The organism is Vibrio sp. 661 (assembly GCF_033339315.1).
Taxonomy (GTDB): Bacteria; Pseudomonadota; Gammaproteobacteria; order Enterobacterales; family Vibrionaceae; genus Vibrio; species Vibrio alginolyticus.
Genome location: NZ_JAWOUJ010000006.1, coordinates 1 through 16,104 on the forward strand (window position 1 = coordinate 1; position 16,104 = coordinate 16,104).

Here is a 16,104-nt window from a genome sequence, read left to right on the forward strand (position 1 = left end):
ACCTTAGAATACAACACAGGCTCCGGTTGGGTTGCAGTGCCAAACGATGGTGTGGTGACCGTGCCAGCAGGGCAAACTGAGTTTGATGTGCGTATTGCTTCCATTGATGACGCTGTTTATGAAGGCCCTGAAGATTTCAGCGTGACAGTAACCGGCATTGGTGCAGTGCAAGGCAGCGATACCGGTACGGCAACGATTATTGATAATGATGCTCCTCCTTCTATTTCAAATGTTGTGAATGCAGTTGTTTCGGAAGAAGGTTTAGCTAATGGTATCCCTGATAATACAGGAGCACCTTCAGACACCACTAACTCCGCAAGTTTCTCAGGAACATTCACAGTTGCCGATCCAGACACGGCGAATGTTTCAGTGGTATTGGCAGGCCCTAACAACCTAACATCAGGAGGGGAGCCTATATCGTGGACGTGGGACAACAGTACTCAAACGCTGACTGCGAAAACTGCTCACCTGAGCGTTGTTGCTACCGTTGTGCTGAGCGAGCTTTCAGCTTCAGGTCAAGGCTCTTGGGACTATACTATTACTCTGTTTGAGCCACTTGATCATCCTGTTAATGATGTGGAAGACATCATCAACTTTGATTTACAGATTTCTGTAAGTGATGGACAAACAACAACATCTCAAAGCTTAAATGTGGCCGTTGAAGATGATTGCCCATACGTGCCTGTTGTTGTTCAACCCGTCGATGTGTCGCTTACTGGTGCACCTAACGTTCTGACAGGGCGCATAGATTTTGCAGGAAGTGAGGCAGATGCAACCAGTCGAACATTTGGGGACGTTGTTGTGACTGCAAACGGTTTTGTGTCTGACGAATCTGTGATGCTGGGAACAGCTGAAATCAATCAATCATCAGAAGGGATTGGCGTTAAAAGTTCTGGTAACAACGGCTTCCAATTAGAAAACGAAGTCGATTATCGATTCGCGGGTAATGAGGGTGTATCAGAGCAGTTAATCATAGACTTAGGCAATAAAGTTGCTTACGGAGCAGAAATAGAATTTGAGAAAATGTTTGGTGGTGAACTTGAGAAAGGAATCGCATCTTTTTATAGAGATGGTGTATTAATTGCTCAGCAATCGTTCAGCTCTGACGCAAGCAGTGGTGATTACGCGGCAAATTTCAATGTTCAACAGGGAGGCTTTGATAAAATCATCCTCGAGGCGACCAGTAATGGCAATGGCCCGGATACTGAAGACAACAGTGACTTTACCGTTAAATCAATAACCTTTACAGGTGCGTACTCTGGCGTGCCAATTGCTAGTGCGGATGGGAACCTCGGTGCTGTATATGGAGCTGATGGCCCTGGTTCTATAGTCTTAAATGGAGGTGAGGCTGGTTTAGAGACTCTAGATGGTAAAGACGTGTTGATATACGTCGATCCACAAAACTCTAATAGACTGATTGCAGAGGCTGATGGAGAGCTTGCATTCGAAGTTCAACTTACACCTAGCACTGGAAAATGGGAGTTCTTCCAATACTTGCCTTTGACCTCACCTTATGGCGATGGGGATATCGATTTTAACTACACTATTACTGATAATGATGGCGACAGTAAAACGGGGTACTTTTCTGTCAACCCTTACGCCCCACCAATCGTAGAAGGTGTAACTCTAAACGTTTCTGAGGAAGGCTTAAGCAACGCCATTGCTGATGACTCTGCTCTAAACGGCTTTGATGACACAACTGACTCGAGTACTGATGTAGAACAATTGACGCTGGGTCAAACCGTTGATTCTGTTACGCTCAGTGAACCATCTACAGCTCTTACTAGTAACGGTATCTCTGTAACGTGGACGTTATCAAATAACGACCAAATGCTTATCGGTTCAGCGAACGGTGAAGAGGTTATCAAAATATCAGTCAATGATACTGGAGTGGTATCTACGGAGCTTCTTGGTCCGATTGATCACTCCAACCCATCTGGAGAAGACACCTTAAATATTGAGGTGCCTGTGCTTGTCTCGAATGCTCGTGGTCTTACTAACTCCACAACGGTCAACGTTATTGTGGAAGATGACTCACCAGATTCTGCATCTATTATTCACGATGTAGTTGCAGAAACTAAAGAAAGTGCCAACGTTCAGCTCATAATGGATGTCTCGGGTTCTATGCGAACGGATAATCGCTTGCAGATAATGAAAGATTCAGCAACTCAGTTATTGAATCAATATGAGTCTATCGGTCAAACGCGAGTTCAAATTATTACTTATAGCAGTACAGCATCCACTTACGCTATAGGTGCTGCGACGTGGCTGACGGTCGAGGAGGCCAAAGCGTATATTGATACGCTAACTGCGGGTGGCGCGACTAACTATAACAACGCGCTAAATGAAGCAAAACAGTCATGGGATGATGTAGGTAAGTTAACCAGTGCGTCGAATGTTAGTTACTTCTTGTCAGATGGTCAGCCAAACCCTGCGTCATCATTTATAAACGACGCTCGCGAGCAGAGTTGGATTGATCACCTAACCGATCCTGATAATCAGATAACAGCCCTAGCGTATGGTATGGGCGTTAATCTTATGCCGGAGCAATTAGATCGCGTAGCATATGATGGCTTTTTGAATCAAGACCTTGATGGTGTTGTGGTTCCTGACGTAACTCAATTACCTCCGGTTATGTTGCAGTCAGTGATTCAACCTGTTGGGGGGAACTTGATGTATACCACTTCTCCAGATACAGGTATTGGTGCAGATGGTGGTTATATTAGCGAAATAGAACATGACGGTGTCACTTATTCGTTTGATGGTTCAGACCTAATAGTAACTGACAATAACGATGGTATTTCGCATGCATTTGACGACACAACGATGCAGCTTACTATCTATATCGACAGCAAACATACTCTGGAAATCGACTTAAACGACGGTGCGTATGCATTTTATGGTGCGGTGGGTGATACAGTTGAAACGTTAGACTTCGATTATGTATTGACGGATAACGATGGTGATCAAAGTGAGAACACCCTGCAATTCGTTATTGATGAAAACGGAGGAGTAAATGCTTCAAGTAATGGCTCTGCAAATATTATTGAAGCTGAAGTGGACGTAAGTCATGACATCTTGATCGGTAATGATAACGAGGCAGATGTCTTTAAATGGGTCAACGACTCCTTGGATACAGGAACAGATCTAATTAGAGGTTTTGAGAGAGATTTGGACACCTTAGATCTGAGTGAAGTCGTTGAAGATGCAGGGCACAATACGATAGAAGAACTTCTCAATAGTATTGACTTGAACATTGATGGCGATGACTTATCTCTAGAAATAACCCATAACGATGGAAACTCAATTCAAACTATCGTAATAGAAAACGGGGCGACAGAGTTTAGTGATTTAATCGTGGGAAATGCGGACTTTGAGAGAGATGTGTTATCCGCACTAACTAAGGTTAACTTAGAGCCATAATGAAAAAGGGCCAGTAGGCCCTTTTCTTCTGCTTTGTCTTACTTATTCGTAGCCTAAAGCACTTTACATGCAAAACCTTTTAAGTAGAAACCTTCTGGATATGCGGTATCGGTTGGGTGGTCAGCGGCTTGTTCAAAACGCTCCACAAACTTTACTTGGCGGTTAGCATCTACGGCTGCATCAGCGATGATTTTCTGGAACAGAACTTGATCCATCAAGCCAGAGCACGAGTAGGTTAGTAGCGTGCCGCCCGGTTTTAGAATTTGCATTGCTAGCATGTTGATGTCTTTGTAACCACGACATGCGCCGTTTAGTTGTGCTTTGCTCTCTGCGAACTTCGGTGGGTCCATGATCACAACATCGAACTGAGTTCCTTGATCACGATACTCACGAAGCAGCTTAAACACGTCTGCATTTAGGAACACGGCACGCTTCTTCGAAATATCAAACTCGTTTAGCTCTGCGTTGAATTTTGCGGTATCTAAAGCAGGTTGCGACACGTCAGCGTTAATCACACGCTTTGCATCACCTTTTAGAGCGTAAAGTCCGAAGCCACCTGTGTAAGAGAAGCAGTTAAGAACTTCTTTGCCTTTCATATATTTCATCGCTTGCTGGCGACTATCACGTTGATCTAGGTAGAAACCTGTTTTGTGTCCGCCAACGATATCTACACTAATCTTTACGCCATTTTCTTCGATGACGACCGATTTAGGTGGCTCTTCGCCGTGCAAAACGCCCGTGCTCTCTTTTAAACCTTCTTTTTTACGAACGGCCACGTCAGAGCGCTCGTACACATTACAATCAGGGAAGCTCTCAACCAGAGCGTCAACAATAGCCTGCTTATTGTGTTCTGCGCCAGCACTGAGAAGTTGGCACACAAAGAAATTTTGGTAACGGTCGATCGTAACGCCTGGTAAGCCGTCAGACTCTGCTGCGATAAGGCGATAACCCGTAAGGCCATCACGTTCGATAATGTCTTCACGAAGAAGTTGTGCGTCTTTAAGTCGTTTAACGAAAAACGCGGTGTCGATTTCTTCTTTATCAAAACTCCAAATACGAGCACGAATTTGTGAAGCTGGCGAATATGCCGCCTTAGCTAGCCATTTACCGTCGTGAGTGAATACATCAACCGTTTCGCCAAGAGCAGGTTCGCCCTCAACTTTGTTGATGCCTCGAGAGAAGATCCAAGGGTGCTTGCGCTTGACCGATTTCTCACGACCTTTAACCAAATAGATAGCAGCTGTCATTTCATTTGCTCTTGTTGAATTTTGAAAGGGGCGTATTGTCCGGGATGTTGAGGGCAAAAGCAATATCCCTCAACAATCCAGTCATTTGCTAAACGGTCGGTATCGTTAGTCATTATCGTCGGCATAGCTGTTAGCTGGCATAAAAAAGGGCCACTTGCGTGACCCTGATAAACTGATATTTGCTTATGCTCTCAAACCTGTGAGGAGAGATTCCATCGTATCGCTTTGCTTACGCAACTGCTCGACGTTTTGCGAGGTCGTGCTGATCATATTGCACACATTATCTGCTTGAACTCGGATTTCTTCGACACTTGCGGCGATGTTATCTGCAACGACACCTTGTTCCTCAGCTGCAGTCGCAATTTGAATACTGCTGTCTGAGATGGTTTGGTTTTTATCGGCAAGCGAGCCAATCTCTTGGTTTACTTCTGCCATCAGGTTTTGACCTTCGTTGGCATTGTTTACCGTAACTTCCATAAGTTTGGTGAGGGACTGGCTGTTACGCTGTAACGATTCAATCATCGCTTGGATTTCAACGGTTGCTTGCTGAGTACGGCCTGCAAGAGCACGGACTTCATCAGCAACAACCGCAAAGCCACGACCTTGTTCACCTGCACGAGCCGCTTCAATTGCAGCGTTCAAGGCGAGTAGGTTAGTTTGCTCAGAGATACCGTTGATGGTTGTCACAACTTCATCAATTTGCGCTGCATTTGCATCTAGCTCTTCAACCGCTTGAGAAGCAGATTGAATCTCATTCGACAGATTTGAAATCGAGTGAAGCGTGTTTTCGACTTTCACTTGGCCTGATTGAGCCACACTACGTGCATCATCCGTCTGTGTGCTTGAGTCGTGAGCCAGTGTCGCAACTTCACGAATCGTTGACGCCATCTGCTCCGTTGCACTTGCAAGAGAGTTGAGGTGTTCTTGTTGCGTCGCAGAAATTTCAGAACTGTGGTGAATCGATTGGTTCAAGTCTGAGCTGATTTGCTGCATAAGAGCGACAGACTCTTGGATGGATTGAACCATTTTTTGTTCACGCTCCGCGACTTTATCAATCGTGATGGCGATTTCACTGAACTCATCACGGACAGGGAAGAAATTCATCCGCGCGGTTAGGTCGCCATCAGCAAGCGTGTTTAGCGCCTTGTTCATGGTGAACATTGCGCCACCGATGAACGTCATGATGTAGTAAACCCCTAACGCGAGAACAAACAAGCTCACGCAGATGATGCTCACTTGAGTCATTGATAGGGCAGTCCACAGAGAAAGATCATGATTCGCAACCAAACTGAATGCGCCATTCAATACCGATACAGATTGTGATCCTGTACCAATAGAGACCGTCTCTGAACCCGCAATAAGGTTGGCTACTTGAGCTTGAGAAAGATTACCAGCCTCTATCAGCCCTTTCATGAGCATCAACTCTTCCTGATACATACCTGAGATCAGAGAATTAGCCGCGCTATTGAGGACGAGAGTAAGAATGACTAGAGCAAGAAGAGGGAGAATGAAGAGCAAGTAGAACTTTTCTTGAATCTTTAAGTGAATGAGATACTTATCAATCCAGCGGAAAGGAATTTCTTTCATAATTATTATAACCATACGAAAACCCACTATCCTTAGTGGGGTGAATAAGACAAAACGAATATATCACTCAATAATCAGATGCGGTACAAAGATGAACGTAAAGTGTGAGAGATTTATAGTTAAAGGTCACGTTCAAGGGGTTGGCTTTCGTTACCATACTTCGCACCAAGGTTTAAAGCTTGGTTTAACGGGCTACGCGAAGAACTTGAACAATGGCGATGTAGAAGTGATGGCTTGTGGGCCTAAAGAGAAAATTGACCAGTTTTGTGAATGGTTACAAGAAGGTCCGCGGACGGCGACAGTAGAAAGCGTTACGCGAGAGAGCGTATCGTACAAACCATTCCGCGGATTTAAAATTCTATAATATTACAGGCACTTAGCTGGTTTAGGTAAACCTGCTAGCTTTGTTGCTTGTTTTGCTGGGCCTTTTTTGAACAGCTTGAACAAATATTTGCTGTTGCCTTTTTCTGGGCCGTGCGCCTTTTCCATTGCTTTGACAAGCATTCGCACTGCTGGAGAGGTATTAAACTCTTCATAAAAGTCGCGCACAAAATGCACAACTTCTAAATGAGCATCAGTAAGTTCGATGTCTTCTTCTTTTGCTAAAAGCTCAATCATGCCTTCTTCCCACTGAGTATGATCCAGTAGATAGCCTTGAGCATCAGTTTCAATTTCTTTGCCGTTGTAAACGAACATAACGTCTTATCCGTTAAGTGAACATGGATGTTTATAGATTAGCGCACACGTTAGGAAGTTCTCAACAAAAGAATCCTGAAGTCGTACTGAGCGAAGCAAAAGCATACAAAGTAGCAGGGCTTTAATGGATGCTGATGATGTGTCCAAAACTCACTACTATGCAGAAAAATAATAAATTATTCAGCTTGTTAAAAAATTTACCGGGGTAATACCAAGACATTTGCATTTGTATTCGGGTTTATTCATTTTCATTATCGTTTTTTGATAGTCAGCTGTCTAATTAATGAAATTTTGTTTAAGGATGAGTCGGTTACGACGTTGTGTTTATTCCTTTGGGTCGATATTCTCTGGGTTTGATAACCGACCTGTGCTCAGGTTAGAAGCAACACTCATGACAAGGAGTCAGTCATGTCGACACAACGTTACATTGAGATTAATGACAACGTAAAATCCACTTGGTCTATTGAGCGTATTTGGAAGCTTGCAGAATCCTTACCCGTAGAAGAAATTTCCATTGATGACATTAAAGGTCCGAATGAGGTGACCTGGTTTAGTGATGAAGGGCCGCAGCCAACCTGTCGTGAAATCGCGAAACATTGCCAACGCATTAACAATGCCGATGTATCGTATCCCGTGATCTTAACTAGTGACTACCGAGTCTTTGATGGTATGCACCGAATCGCCAAGCAAATCATGTTAGGAGAGGAAACGATCAAAGTGAGACGCTTTAGAGAAAATCCAGAAGCAGACGAAGTTATCGAGTTGTCTGTAGAGCAGGCGTAATACACTGAATTGCACACAAAGAAAAAGCCCGAAGGAATTACCTTCGGGCTTTTTGATTTTACTTAACGAGAAACGATTAATCGTCGTTCATGATGCCTAGAATGCTTAGTAGGCTAGTGAACAAGTTAAGGATGTTTAGGTACATCGAAATTGTTGCACTGATGTAGTTTGTTTCTTCGCCACGAACGATACGACTTGTATCGAATAGGATGAAACCAGAGAACACGAGTGCAGAAACACTGCTGATTACTAGGTGAGCCATTGTTGAACCAACGAAGATGTTAATCAGCGCTGCAACGATCACAATGATCAAACCTGCCATCAGGAAGTTGCGCATGAAAGAGAAATCTTTCTTGCTTGAAATGGTGTAAGCCGATAGGCCAAGGAACACCATACCAGTCAAACCTAGAGCTTGAGCAATGATAGTAGGACCGTTTGGAATTGATGCGTAGTAGTTAAGCATTGGACCTAAAGCACCACCCATTAGAGTCGTGAAAACGAATGTCCAAACGATACCAGATGATGAGTTGATTGCCTTTGGCATAACAAAGAACAAAATACCAATCGCGGCAAGCTGCATCACAATCGCCATGATTGGTGAAATTTGCATTGCCATAGTCGCGACTGCTGCGATAGCACTGGTCATCAGTGTCATCGACAGTAGGAAGTAAGTGTTTTTCAGTACTTTGTTAGTTTCAAGTGTATTAGGAACACTTGTTGAACGAGTAAACATTGGACTGTTCATAATTATCCTCAATAAGGGAGTTTACTATTGGTACATTTATGGGGCTGAAAGTTCAAAAAATCAAGCCCTTTCCATGCATATCCTAGATAAAATGATAATGGAAATAAGATGTTATGTATGTGGCAACTTGTAACACAATATTACCACCAAGAATTTTTGCGTTGATGCTCACAATGATTGGTGATGTAAATGACAAAAAGCACTGACTTCATTCGAAATCAGTGCTTTTAAAGCGTTATCTGCGTTGATGATTAATGATGCAGGATTTGCGCTAAGAAGTTTTGCGTGCGATCCGATTGAGGATTCTCAAAGAAGTCGACCGGGTTGTTCTCTTCTATGATTTCTCCTGCGTCCATAAATATCACGCGATCGGCGACTTCTTTAGCAAAGCCCATTTCATGGGTTACACACAGCATGGTCATGCCTTCTTCCGCCAATTCGACCATAACGTCCAACACTTCACGCACCATTTCAGGGTCGAGCGCAGAGGTTGGCTCATCAAACAGCATGACTTTAGGACTCATACACAATGAACGGGCAATCGCTACACGCTGTTGCTGACCACCAGATAACTGACCTGGGTATTTATCGGCTTGGTCTGGGATTTTAACGCGTTTGAGATATTTCATCGCAACCGCTTCTGCTTCCTCTTTCGGCATCTTTTTCACCCAAATAGGTGCAAGTGTGCAGTTTTCCAAAACCGTTAAGTGTGGAAAGAGGTTGAAGTGTTGGAAGCACATTCCGACTTCACGTCGCACTGCTTCGATGTTTTTCAAGTCTTCCGTAAGCTCTGTCCCAGAAACAAAAATGCTGCCTGCTTGATGTTCTTCAAGGCGATTGATACAGCGAATCATGGTCGATTTCCCTGAACCTGAAGGGCCACAGATAACGATTTTTTCGCCGCGCTTAACGTCGAGGTTAATATTTTTTAGTACGTGAAACTCACCATACCATTTATTCATGTCCTTCAATTGGATCATGTAGTCTTGTTGTTGCGTCATAATACGTCCTTGATCTTGATGAGTTATCGTTTGTGACCGGTATGAAGTTTGTTTTCAAGCCATATCGAATAGCGCGACATGCCAAAACAAAATACCCAAAACACTAACGCGACAAATACATAACTTTCTGTAGCAAAACCTAACCATTCAGGGTCGGTGTTTGCTGCTTGCCCTATACCGAGTACGTCAAACATGCCAATGATGAGTACTAAACTGGTGTCTTTAAACAAACCGATGAAGGTGTTCACGATAGAAGGAATAGTAATCTTTAGCGCCTGTGGCAAGATAATCAGCCCAGTCTTTTTCCAGTAACTTAACCCAAGCGCATCAGCGGCTTCATATTGACCTTTCGGAATGGCTTGTAGACCACCGCGTACCACTTCTGCCATGTAAGCGGAGGCAAACATAACCACACCGATAAGGGCGCGAATCAGTTTATCTGTCTCTGAACCTTCAGACATAAATAATGGAAGCATAACCGAAGCCATGAACAAAACCGTAATCAGCGGAACGCCACGCCAAACTTCAATGTAGACGGTACAAATGCTGCGAATGATCGGCATCTCTGAACGTCTACCAAGCGCAAGCACCACACCAATTGGCAATGAAACTACGATACCAACTAGCGCAATAATGAGCGTAACGAGTAGTCCACCCCACTTGTGTGTATCTACCACTTCTAGTCCAAAGACACCCCCGTATAACAGTCCAGCGATGATGAATGGGTAGATGTTTACGAAGAAAAGCCAAATCCACATCCGTTTCGGTGTCTTCTCATACGCGAGTAAAACAGTAAATATGGCTAATGTGATATAGAACAGGCGAGGGCGCCATAGTTCGGACTCTGGATAAAAACCATACATGAACTGCTCCCAGCGCACGCTGATAAATACCCAGCAAGCACCATCTCGGCTACAGTCGTCACGCGTTGAGCCAATCCAGTCTGCGTTAATAAACGCCCAATCCACGATATACCATATTGCAGTTACGACAATATACGCAAGAATGACAGTAACAATGGAATTGATAGGGCCATTAAATAGATTTTTCCGCATCCAACCAACGAAGCCTACAGTATTGGCGGGTGGCGGGAGATCCGGTTGAAATTGATGAGTACTCATATTATCTCTCCACCAGCGCGACTTTACGGTTATACAAGTTCATTAATGCAGACGTAATCAGACTTAATGTCAAGTACACGCCCATCGTCATCGCAATGATCTCAATCGCTTGTCCCGTTTGGTTCAGGGTAGTACCAGCAAACACAGAGACAAGATCTGGGTAACCAATCGCCATCGCTAACGATGAGTTTTTGGTGAGGTTGAGATATTGACTGGTTAAAGGTGGAATAATAATTCGTAACGCTTGAGGAATGACAACAAGCTTTAAAGTTTTCGAGCGTGGTAAGCCTAGCGACATCGCTGCTTCGGTTTGACCATGGCTAACCGCATTAATACCAGAGCGCACAATCTCAGCAATGAAAGAAGCTGTATAAACACTCAATGCCAAAAGTAGCGCAGCCAATTCAGGAATAATGCTAATACCACCTCGGAAGTTAAACCCTTTTAGTTCAGGATAATTCAGTGAAATTGGCATACCAGCAAGGAAGTACACAACCAATGGAAGGCCAACAACTAAACCCAAAACTATTCTTCCCATTGGGGTTTGTTGCCCAGTGAGACGTTGCTTATTATTCGCCCATACATTAATTAATAAGCTTGCGATTACCCCGAAGATTAACGCGGCAATAACGTAGCTACTGCCAGGTTCCATAGTCGGTGCAGGGAAATATAAGCCACGAACGTTCAGGAAAATAGCTTCACCAAGACTTAAGCTTTGGCGTGGTGAGGGTAATGCTTGAAGAACAGCGAAATACCAGAAGAATATTTGCAGAAGAAGGGGGATATTTCGGAAAGTTTCGATATAAACTGCCGCTAAACGACTAACTAACCAGTTAGAAGAAAGGCGGGCAACCCCCATGGTAAAGCCAATCACAGTAGCCAGAATAATACCTAATACAGAGACTAACGCCGTATTAAGAAGGCCGATGATAAATGTTCTACCGTAAGAGTACGTTTCATCGTATTCAATTAATGTTAACCCAATACCAAACCCGGCTTCTTGATTCAGAAAACCGAAGCCCGTTGCAATACCACGAGCATCTAAGTTATTGAGAGCGTTGTTTACAATCGTGTAAAAGAAAAATACCAGTGCAGCAATGGCAATGATCTGGAAAATAGCAGAACGAAAGGCAGGATTATAAATCAGGCTCTTGCTTCCGCTTGGTTTGGACATCGTACTTGGCGATGCATCTTGTGTCGGTTTCATACAGCGATAACCTCAAACCTTAGTTATAGATATCGGCCTGTATAAAGAAGTTTCGTCCTTGCTGGCTAAAGAATAACGCTCTCATGTCTAGCGGCTTACGAACCTTTAAAGCCGTTCCACAAAGCGAGCGCTTTTCGCCATCCAATGAGCGATCCTTACTCATACAGTGAGATATAATCAAGAAAAAGGGCGGCATGAACCGCCCTGATTAACTCTTTCTATCGGATTGGTGGCGCGTACATAAAGCCGCCTGCATTCCATAGCGCATTAACGCCACGAGAGATTTCTAATGGCGAACCAGTACCGACTGTACGTTCGAAGCTTTCACCATAGTTACCAACTTGTTTGATAACCTGGTAGCCCCAATCGTCACGGATACCCAACCCTTTGCCTTTAGGGCCATCAACACCGAGGATACGTTTGATGTTTGGATCTGTTGACTTCAGCATTTCATCCGCATTCTTCGAACTAATACCGTATTCTTCAGCGTTAATCATCGCAGACAATGTCCACTTAGCGATGTTAAACCATTGATCATCGCCTTGACGAACGACTGGACCTAGTGGCTCTTTAGAGATGATTTCTGGAAGAACGGCCGCAGAGGACGGATCTTTCAAATTCAAACGCAGTGCATAAAGGCCAGATTGGTCAGTTGTTAATACGTCACAGCGTCCCGCATCAAAACCTTTCGAAGTTTGCGCAGCTGTGTCGAATACCACGGGTTTGTACGCCATGCCTTGGTTGCGGAAATAATCTGCAAGGTTTAGCTCGGTTGTTGTACCTGATTGAACACACACCGACGCACCATCAAGCTCTTTAGCACTTGAGATACCAAGTTCCTTCTTCACCATAAAACCTTGACCGTCGTAGTAGTTCACACCTACGAAGTTTAGGCCCAGTGCAGTGTCACGGTGGAGAGTCCAGGTCGTGTTACGGGAAAGCACATCAATCTCACCAGATTGAAGCGCAGTGAAACGTTCTTTTGCGGTTAGGGGTACATATTTAACTTTCGTTTTATCCCCAAGAACGGCTGCAGCCAGTGCTTGGCAATATTCTACGTCGATACCTTCCCATTCGCCTTTTGAGTTAGGGTTAGAGAAACCAGGTAGACCGGTACTTACGCCACAAGTAAGAAAGCCTTGTTTTGTGACTTTGTCCAGAGTAGTGTCTGCTGCTTGAGCTGATGTTGCCATCATCGCAGTAGAAGCCGCTACGACGGAAGCAAGAACTGTGAGTTTATTTGCCATTTGTATCCTTCCTGTATGATCCATGTTTAATCAGGAGTGACCTGAAATAACGTGTCCAATTCGTTAGAGTTATCGTCCTACGTGATTGATTTTCGAAGAAACGGCATTCGATAGATCAACCAGTTATAAGCGTAGGAAAGGATCTGTTAATTCTCAAATATATAATTTAAATGAAGTTTTGAGAGAACTTACAAAGTGCCTTGAGATTTAGAATGACGAAATGTTAATTGTTTGTAAATAGTGCAATTCATGGACAATTTGGTGCATCAGAACAATCAATAGAAGAGTGAACAATACAAAAGAATAAAAAGTTGTTATTAAAACTGTCATTAGCTGAGCAAGGTGAAGTTCAGTAAAAATTCAAACAAAAATTATTTGTGATACCGAAACAGGGTGATGAGCTTGCCCCATTTTTGGTAGCATGGTCTACAACAGCTAATTAGAGTAATCATGGATTGAAATGCGATATTTTCCTCTGTTCTTAGATTTAATTAATAAACCCGTTCTCGTCGTGGGTGGCGGTGAGGTGGCAAGCCGAAAGGTGGAAGCGTTGCTAAAGGCTGGGGCGGATGTGACTATCGTTTCTCCGACGTTGGTTGATTTTCTGTCTAAGCTTGCTTCTGAGCGTCAACTGCGCTGGGTACAACGTTTCTATTCGAGTGACATTGTCACTAAAAGCTTTGTTCAAGTGTGGGCGACGACAGACAATCCTGAGCTAAATCACCAAGTGTACAAAGATGCCAAAGAGCTAGGCATCTTGGTTAACGTTGTGGATGATAAGCCTTATTGTGATTTCATCACGCCGTCAATGATTAATCGTGGCCGCATCCAAATCGCTATCTCTAGTGGTGGAGCTTCGCCAGTTTTAATTCGAAACATCCGTGAAAAGCTTGAATCGATACTGCCACAAAACATGGGGTTGATGGCGGATTTTGCTAACTCAAAGCGAAACTCAATTAAAGAGGCGCTGCCTAGCGTCGATTTACGCCGCAAGTTTTGGGAGCAATTCTTCTCGAATCCCGAGGTGGAAAACGCGCGAGATAATCGTGAGTTAGAAGCAATTTACCAAGCGACCATGGCAACACCCTTAGATGAAAAGGGAAGTTGTACTTGGGTTCATGTTGGGAAAGATGTTGAGATGTTGCCAATAAAAGCCGTACGCTATATGCAACAAGCGGAGCTGGCTCTGTACTCAACTCGATGTGAAGCGAATGTGTTAGAACTAATACGCAGAGATGCAGAAAGAGAAGCTTTCTCGAGCGCTGCTGAGCTTTCGGATATGCTGGCCAAGGCTAAAGCTGAAAAGCTTCGAATTTGCGTGTTCATACCACAAGGAACGAGCGAATTCGTATTGCTGCAAGGGCAGGACTTGGTTATCTAGCAATGCCAAATGCTAAAAGTGGATACGTAGTTCGTTACACAAAAGCCAATAAAAAACGCCAGCGGATTATGCGCTGGCGTTTTTATTTACTTCTCAGATTGATTAATCACGGAAGTTGTTAAACTGGAATGGGATACCCATCTCTGCTTCACGAATCGCTGCCATTGTCGCTTGCAGGTCGTCGCGTTTCTTACCAGTAACACGTACTTTGTCGCCTTGAATAGAAGCTTGTACTTTTAACTTTGCGTCTTTGATAAGTTTCACTACTTTTTTCGCCGTTGGAGTATCAATACCTTGACGGAAAAGCAGAGTTTGGTGCCAGTTTTTACCAGTAACGTCTGGGTCTTGTGCATCCATTGCGTTCGCGTCAATGTTACGCTTCGCTAAGTGGCCGCGTAAAATGTCGCGCATTTGCTTAAGTTGGAAGTCACCTTCCGCAGACATTTTTACGTTTTCTTCTACTAGCTCAAAGCTCGCATTTACGTTGCGGAAATCGAAACGAGTAGACAATTCACGGTTAGCGTTATCAACGGCGTTACGTAGTTCAACCGTATCGATTTCAGAAACAATATCAAACGATGGCATGAAGATTCCTTGATTATTTTGTTATAGGGACTTTCGGGACTTAACAGCGCTTGCCAGCATATCTAGCATTGTAGCAGTGTCTTCCCAACCTAGGCATGGATCTGTAATAGACTGACCATACGTTAGGTTATTGATGTCAGTCATTGGCTGATTGCCTTCAAGAATAAAGCTTTCAGCCATGATACCCGCAATACGAGTGCTGCCTGACTTAATTTGGTTACAAATGTCTTGAGCTACGTCGATTTGTTTTCTGTGTTGCTTCTGACAGTTTGCATGGCTGAAATCCACAACCAAACGTTGTGGCAATCCAAACTCAGCTAAAGCATCACATGCTTGTTTGACTGATGCTTCATCAAAGTTAGGGCCTTTTTCTCCACCGCGCAGAATAATATGACCGTAAGGGTTGCCACTTGTGCGGTAAACCGTCATTCGACCGTTCTTATCTGGCGAGTAGAAGTAATGCGATGCTTTCGATGCGCGAATTGCATCAATTGCAATTTTTACGTTGCCATTTGTGCCATTTTTGAAACCAACTGGGCAAGATAGTGCCGACGCCATTTCACGGTGAATTTGTGATTCCGTTGTGCGAGCACCAATCGCGCCCCAAGTGATCAAATCCGCGATGTATTGACCAGTGATCATATCAAGAAACTCAGTAGCAGTCGCAAGACCAAGCTTGTTGATATCCAGTAGTAGTTTACGAGCTTTATGAAGACCAGCTTCAAGTGCGTAAGAACCATCTAGGTTAGGGTCCGTAATCAAACCTTTCCAACCAACTACTGTACGAGGCTTTTCAAAGTAAGTACGCATCACGATAAATAGCTCGTCTTTGTACTTGTCTTGGATTTCACTCAGGCGAGTGGCGTAATCAATGGCAGCTTCAGTGTCGTGAACAGAACACGGACCTACAATCGCAAGAAGGCGATCGTCTTCACCCGATAAAATGTTTTCAATCTGACGACGAGATTGAGCGATACGGTCTGCAACGTCATCCGTAATAGGATGTACACTACCTAGCTCTGCTGGGGTAGGCATTGGACCCAAAGGCTGGGTTCTCAATTCATCTGTTTTTATAGGCATG

14 protein-coding genes are annotated in these 16,104 nt (G+C 44.0%); 4 read left to right on the plus strand and 10 right to left on the minus strand.

Annotated elements, in window-relative coordinates; all coding sequences use genetic code 11:
• A partial coding sequence (locus R7P69_RS12915; protein WP_318121608.1) for a VWA domain-containing protein occupies positions 1-3,423 on the plus strand: 3,423 nt, incomplete at its 5' end.
• A gap of 53 nt (positions 3,424-3,476) precedes the next feature.
• Here the strand turns inward: R7P69_RS12915 and R7P69_RS12920 are convergent.
• A complete protein-coding gene (locus R7P69_RS12920) occupies positions 3,477-4,670 on the minus strand; it encodes a class I SAM-dependent methyltransferase (protein WP_053307112.1) in 1,194 nt (397 codons plus the stop codon).
• A gap of 183 nt (positions 4,671-4,853) precedes the next feature.
• Entirely contained in the window at positions 4,854-6,257 is a 1,404-nt protein-coding gene (locus tag R7P69_RS12925) for a methyl-accepting chemotaxis protein (protein WP_238951932.1), read from the minus strand.
• Positions 6,258-6,348: 91 nt separating this feature from the next.
• Between R7P69_RS12925 and yccX the strand changes: the two genes are divergently transcribed.
• A complete protein-coding gene (gene yccX / locus R7P69_RS12930; protein ID WP_005486991.1) occupies positions 6,349-6,621 on the plus strand; it encodes an acylphosphatase in 273 nt (90 codons plus the stop codon).
• Positions 6,622-6,623: 2 nt separating this feature from the next.
• Here yccX and R7P69_RS12935 read toward each other — a convergent pair whose 3' ends face one another.
• Positions 6,624-6,953 carry a TusE/DsrC/DsvC family sulfur relay protein gene (locus R7P69_RS12935; RefSeq protein WP_005377396.1) on the minus strand — a complete coding sequence of 110 codons (330 nt, stop codon included), beginning with the start codon at positions 6,951-6,953 and terminating at the stop codon, positions 6,624-6,626.
• Between the two features lie 408 nt (positions 6,954-7,361).
• On the opposite strand from R7P69_RS12935, the gene R7P69_RS12940 reads away from it, so the two are divergent.
• On the plus strand, positions 7,362-7,736 hold the full coding sequence (locus R7P69_RS12940; protein WP_005490570.1) for a chromosome partitioning protein ParB: 375 nt from the start codon (positions 7,362-7,364) through the stop codon (positions 7,734-7,736).
• A gap of 76 nt (positions 7,737-7,812) precedes the next feature.
• On the opposite strand, the gene R7P69_RS12945 is transcribed toward R7P69_RS12940, so the two are convergent.
• The 5 genes from R7P69_RS12945 to R7P69_RS12965 form a co-directional block, all read right to left on the minus strand.
• Entirely contained in the window at positions 7,813-8,481 is a 669-nt protein-coding gene (locus R7P69_RS12945; RefSeq protein ID WP_005494926.1) for a Bax inhibitor-1/YccA family protein, read from the minus strand.
• Positions 8,482-8,732: 251 nt separating this feature from the next.
• A complete protein-coding gene (locus R7P69_RS12950) occupies positions 8,733-9,482 on the minus strand; it encodes an amino acid ABC transporter ATP-binding protein (RefSeq protein WP_238951931.1) in 750 nt (249 codons plus the stop codon).
• Between the two features lie 23 nt (positions 9,483-9,505).
• A complete protein-coding gene (locus R7P69_RS12955; protein WP_005389988.1) occupies positions 9,506-10,603 on the minus strand; it encodes an amino acid ABC transporter permease in 1,098 nt (365 codons plus the stop codon).
• Position 10,604: 1 nt separating this feature from the next.
• Positions 10,605-11,810 carry an amino acid ABC transporter permease gene (locus R7P69_RS12960; RefSeq protein ID WP_005377402.1) on the minus strand — a complete coding sequence of 402 codons (1,206 nt, stop codon included), beginning with the start codon at positions 11,808-11,810 and terminating at the stop codon, positions 10,605-10,607.
• 218 nt (positions 11,811-12,028) lie between these two features.
• Positions 12,029-13,057 carry an amino acid ABC transporter substrate-binding protein gene (locus R7P69_RS12965; RefSeq protein ID WP_005377403.1) on the minus strand — a complete coding sequence of 343 codons (1,029 nt, stop codon included), beginning with the start codon at positions 13,055-13,057 and terminating at the stop codon, positions 12,029-12,031.
• A 460-nt stretch (positions 13,058-13,517) separates the two neighbouring features.
• Between R7P69_RS12965 and R7P69_RS12970 the strand changes: the two genes are divergently transcribed.
• A complete protein-coding gene (locus R7P69_RS12970; RefSeq protein ID WP_238951930.1) occupies positions 13,518-14,438 on the plus strand; it encodes a bifunctional precorrin-2 dehydrogenase/sirohydrochlorin ferrochelatase in 921 nt (306 codons plus the stop codon).
• Positions 14,439-14,540: 102 nt separating this feature from the next.
• Here the strand turns inward: R7P69_RS12970 and R7P69_RS12975 are convergent, their stop codons facing one another.
• Positions 14,541-15,023, minus strand: coding sequence for a YajQ family cyclic di-GMP-binding protein (locus tag R7P69_RS12975; RefSeq protein ID WP_005377415.1), 483 nt, complete (start codon positions 15,021-15,023; stop codon positions 14,541-14,543).
• Positions 15,024-15,044: 21 nt separating this feature from the next.
• On the minus strand, positions 15,045-16,103 hold the full coding sequence (locus tag R7P69_RS12980; RefSeq protein ID WP_005390197.1) for a 3-deoxy-7-phosphoheptulonate synthase: 1,059 nt from the start codon (positions 16,101-16,103) through the stop codon (positions 15,045-15,047).
• Position 16,104: the final 1 nt, after the last annotated feature.

Excerpts from the sequence above, each read along its gene's own strand:
- yccX (WP_005486991.1), top strand. The coding sequence starts at position 6,349 with ATGAACGTAAAGTGTGAGAGATTTATAGTTAAAGGTCACGTTCAAGGG.
- R7P69_RS12955 (WP_005389988.1), bottom strand. The coding sequence starts at position 10,603 with ATGAGTACTCATCAATTTCAACCGGATCTCCCGCCACCCGCCAATACT.
- R7P69_RS12975 (WP_005377415.1), bottom strand. The coding sequence starts at position 15,023 with ATGCCATCGTTTGATATTGTTTCTGAAATCGATACGGTTGAACTACGT.
- R7P69_RS12940 (WP_005490570.1), top strand. The coding sequence starts at position 7,362 with ATGTCGACACAACGTTACATTGAGATTAATGACAACGTAAAATCCACT.
- R7P69_RS12925 (WP_238951932.1), bottom strand. The coding sequence starts at position 6,257 with ATGAAAGAAATTCCTTTCCGCTGGATTGATAAGTATCTCATTCACTTA.
- R7P69_RS12935 (WP_005377396.1), bottom strand. The coding sequence starts at position 6,953 with ATGTTCGTTTACAACGGCAAAGAAATTGAAACTGATGCTCAAGGCTAT.
- R7P69_RS12965 (WP_005377403.1), bottom strand. The coding sequence starts at position 13,057 with ATGGCAAATAAACTCACAGTTCTTGCTTCCGTCGTAGCGGCTTCTACT.
- R7P69_RS12950 (WP_238951931.1), bottom strand. The coding sequence starts at position 9,482 with ATGACGCAACAACAAGACTACATGATCCAATTGAAGGACATGAATAAA.
- R7P69_RS12920 (WP_053307112.1), bottom strand. The coding sequence starts at position 4,670 with ATGACAGCTGCTATCTATTTGGTTAAAGGTCGTGAGAAATCGGTCAAG.
- R7P69_RS12980 (WP_005390197.1), bottom strand. The coding sequence starts at position 16,103 with ATGCCTATAAAAACAGATGAATTGAGAACCCAGCCTTTGGGTCCAATG.
- R7P69_RS12945 (WP_005494926.1), bottom strand. The coding sequence starts at position 8,481 with ATGAACAGTCCAATGTTTACTCGTTCAACAAGTGTTCCTAATACACTT.
- R7P69_RS12970 (WP_238951930.1), top strand. The coding sequence starts at position 13,518 with ATGCGATATTTTCCTCTGTTCTTAGATTTAATTAATAAACCCGTTCTC.
- R7P69_RS12960 (WP_005377402.1), bottom strand. The coding sequence starts at position 11,810 with ATGAAACCGACACAAGATGCATCGCCAAGTACGATGTCCAAACCAAGC.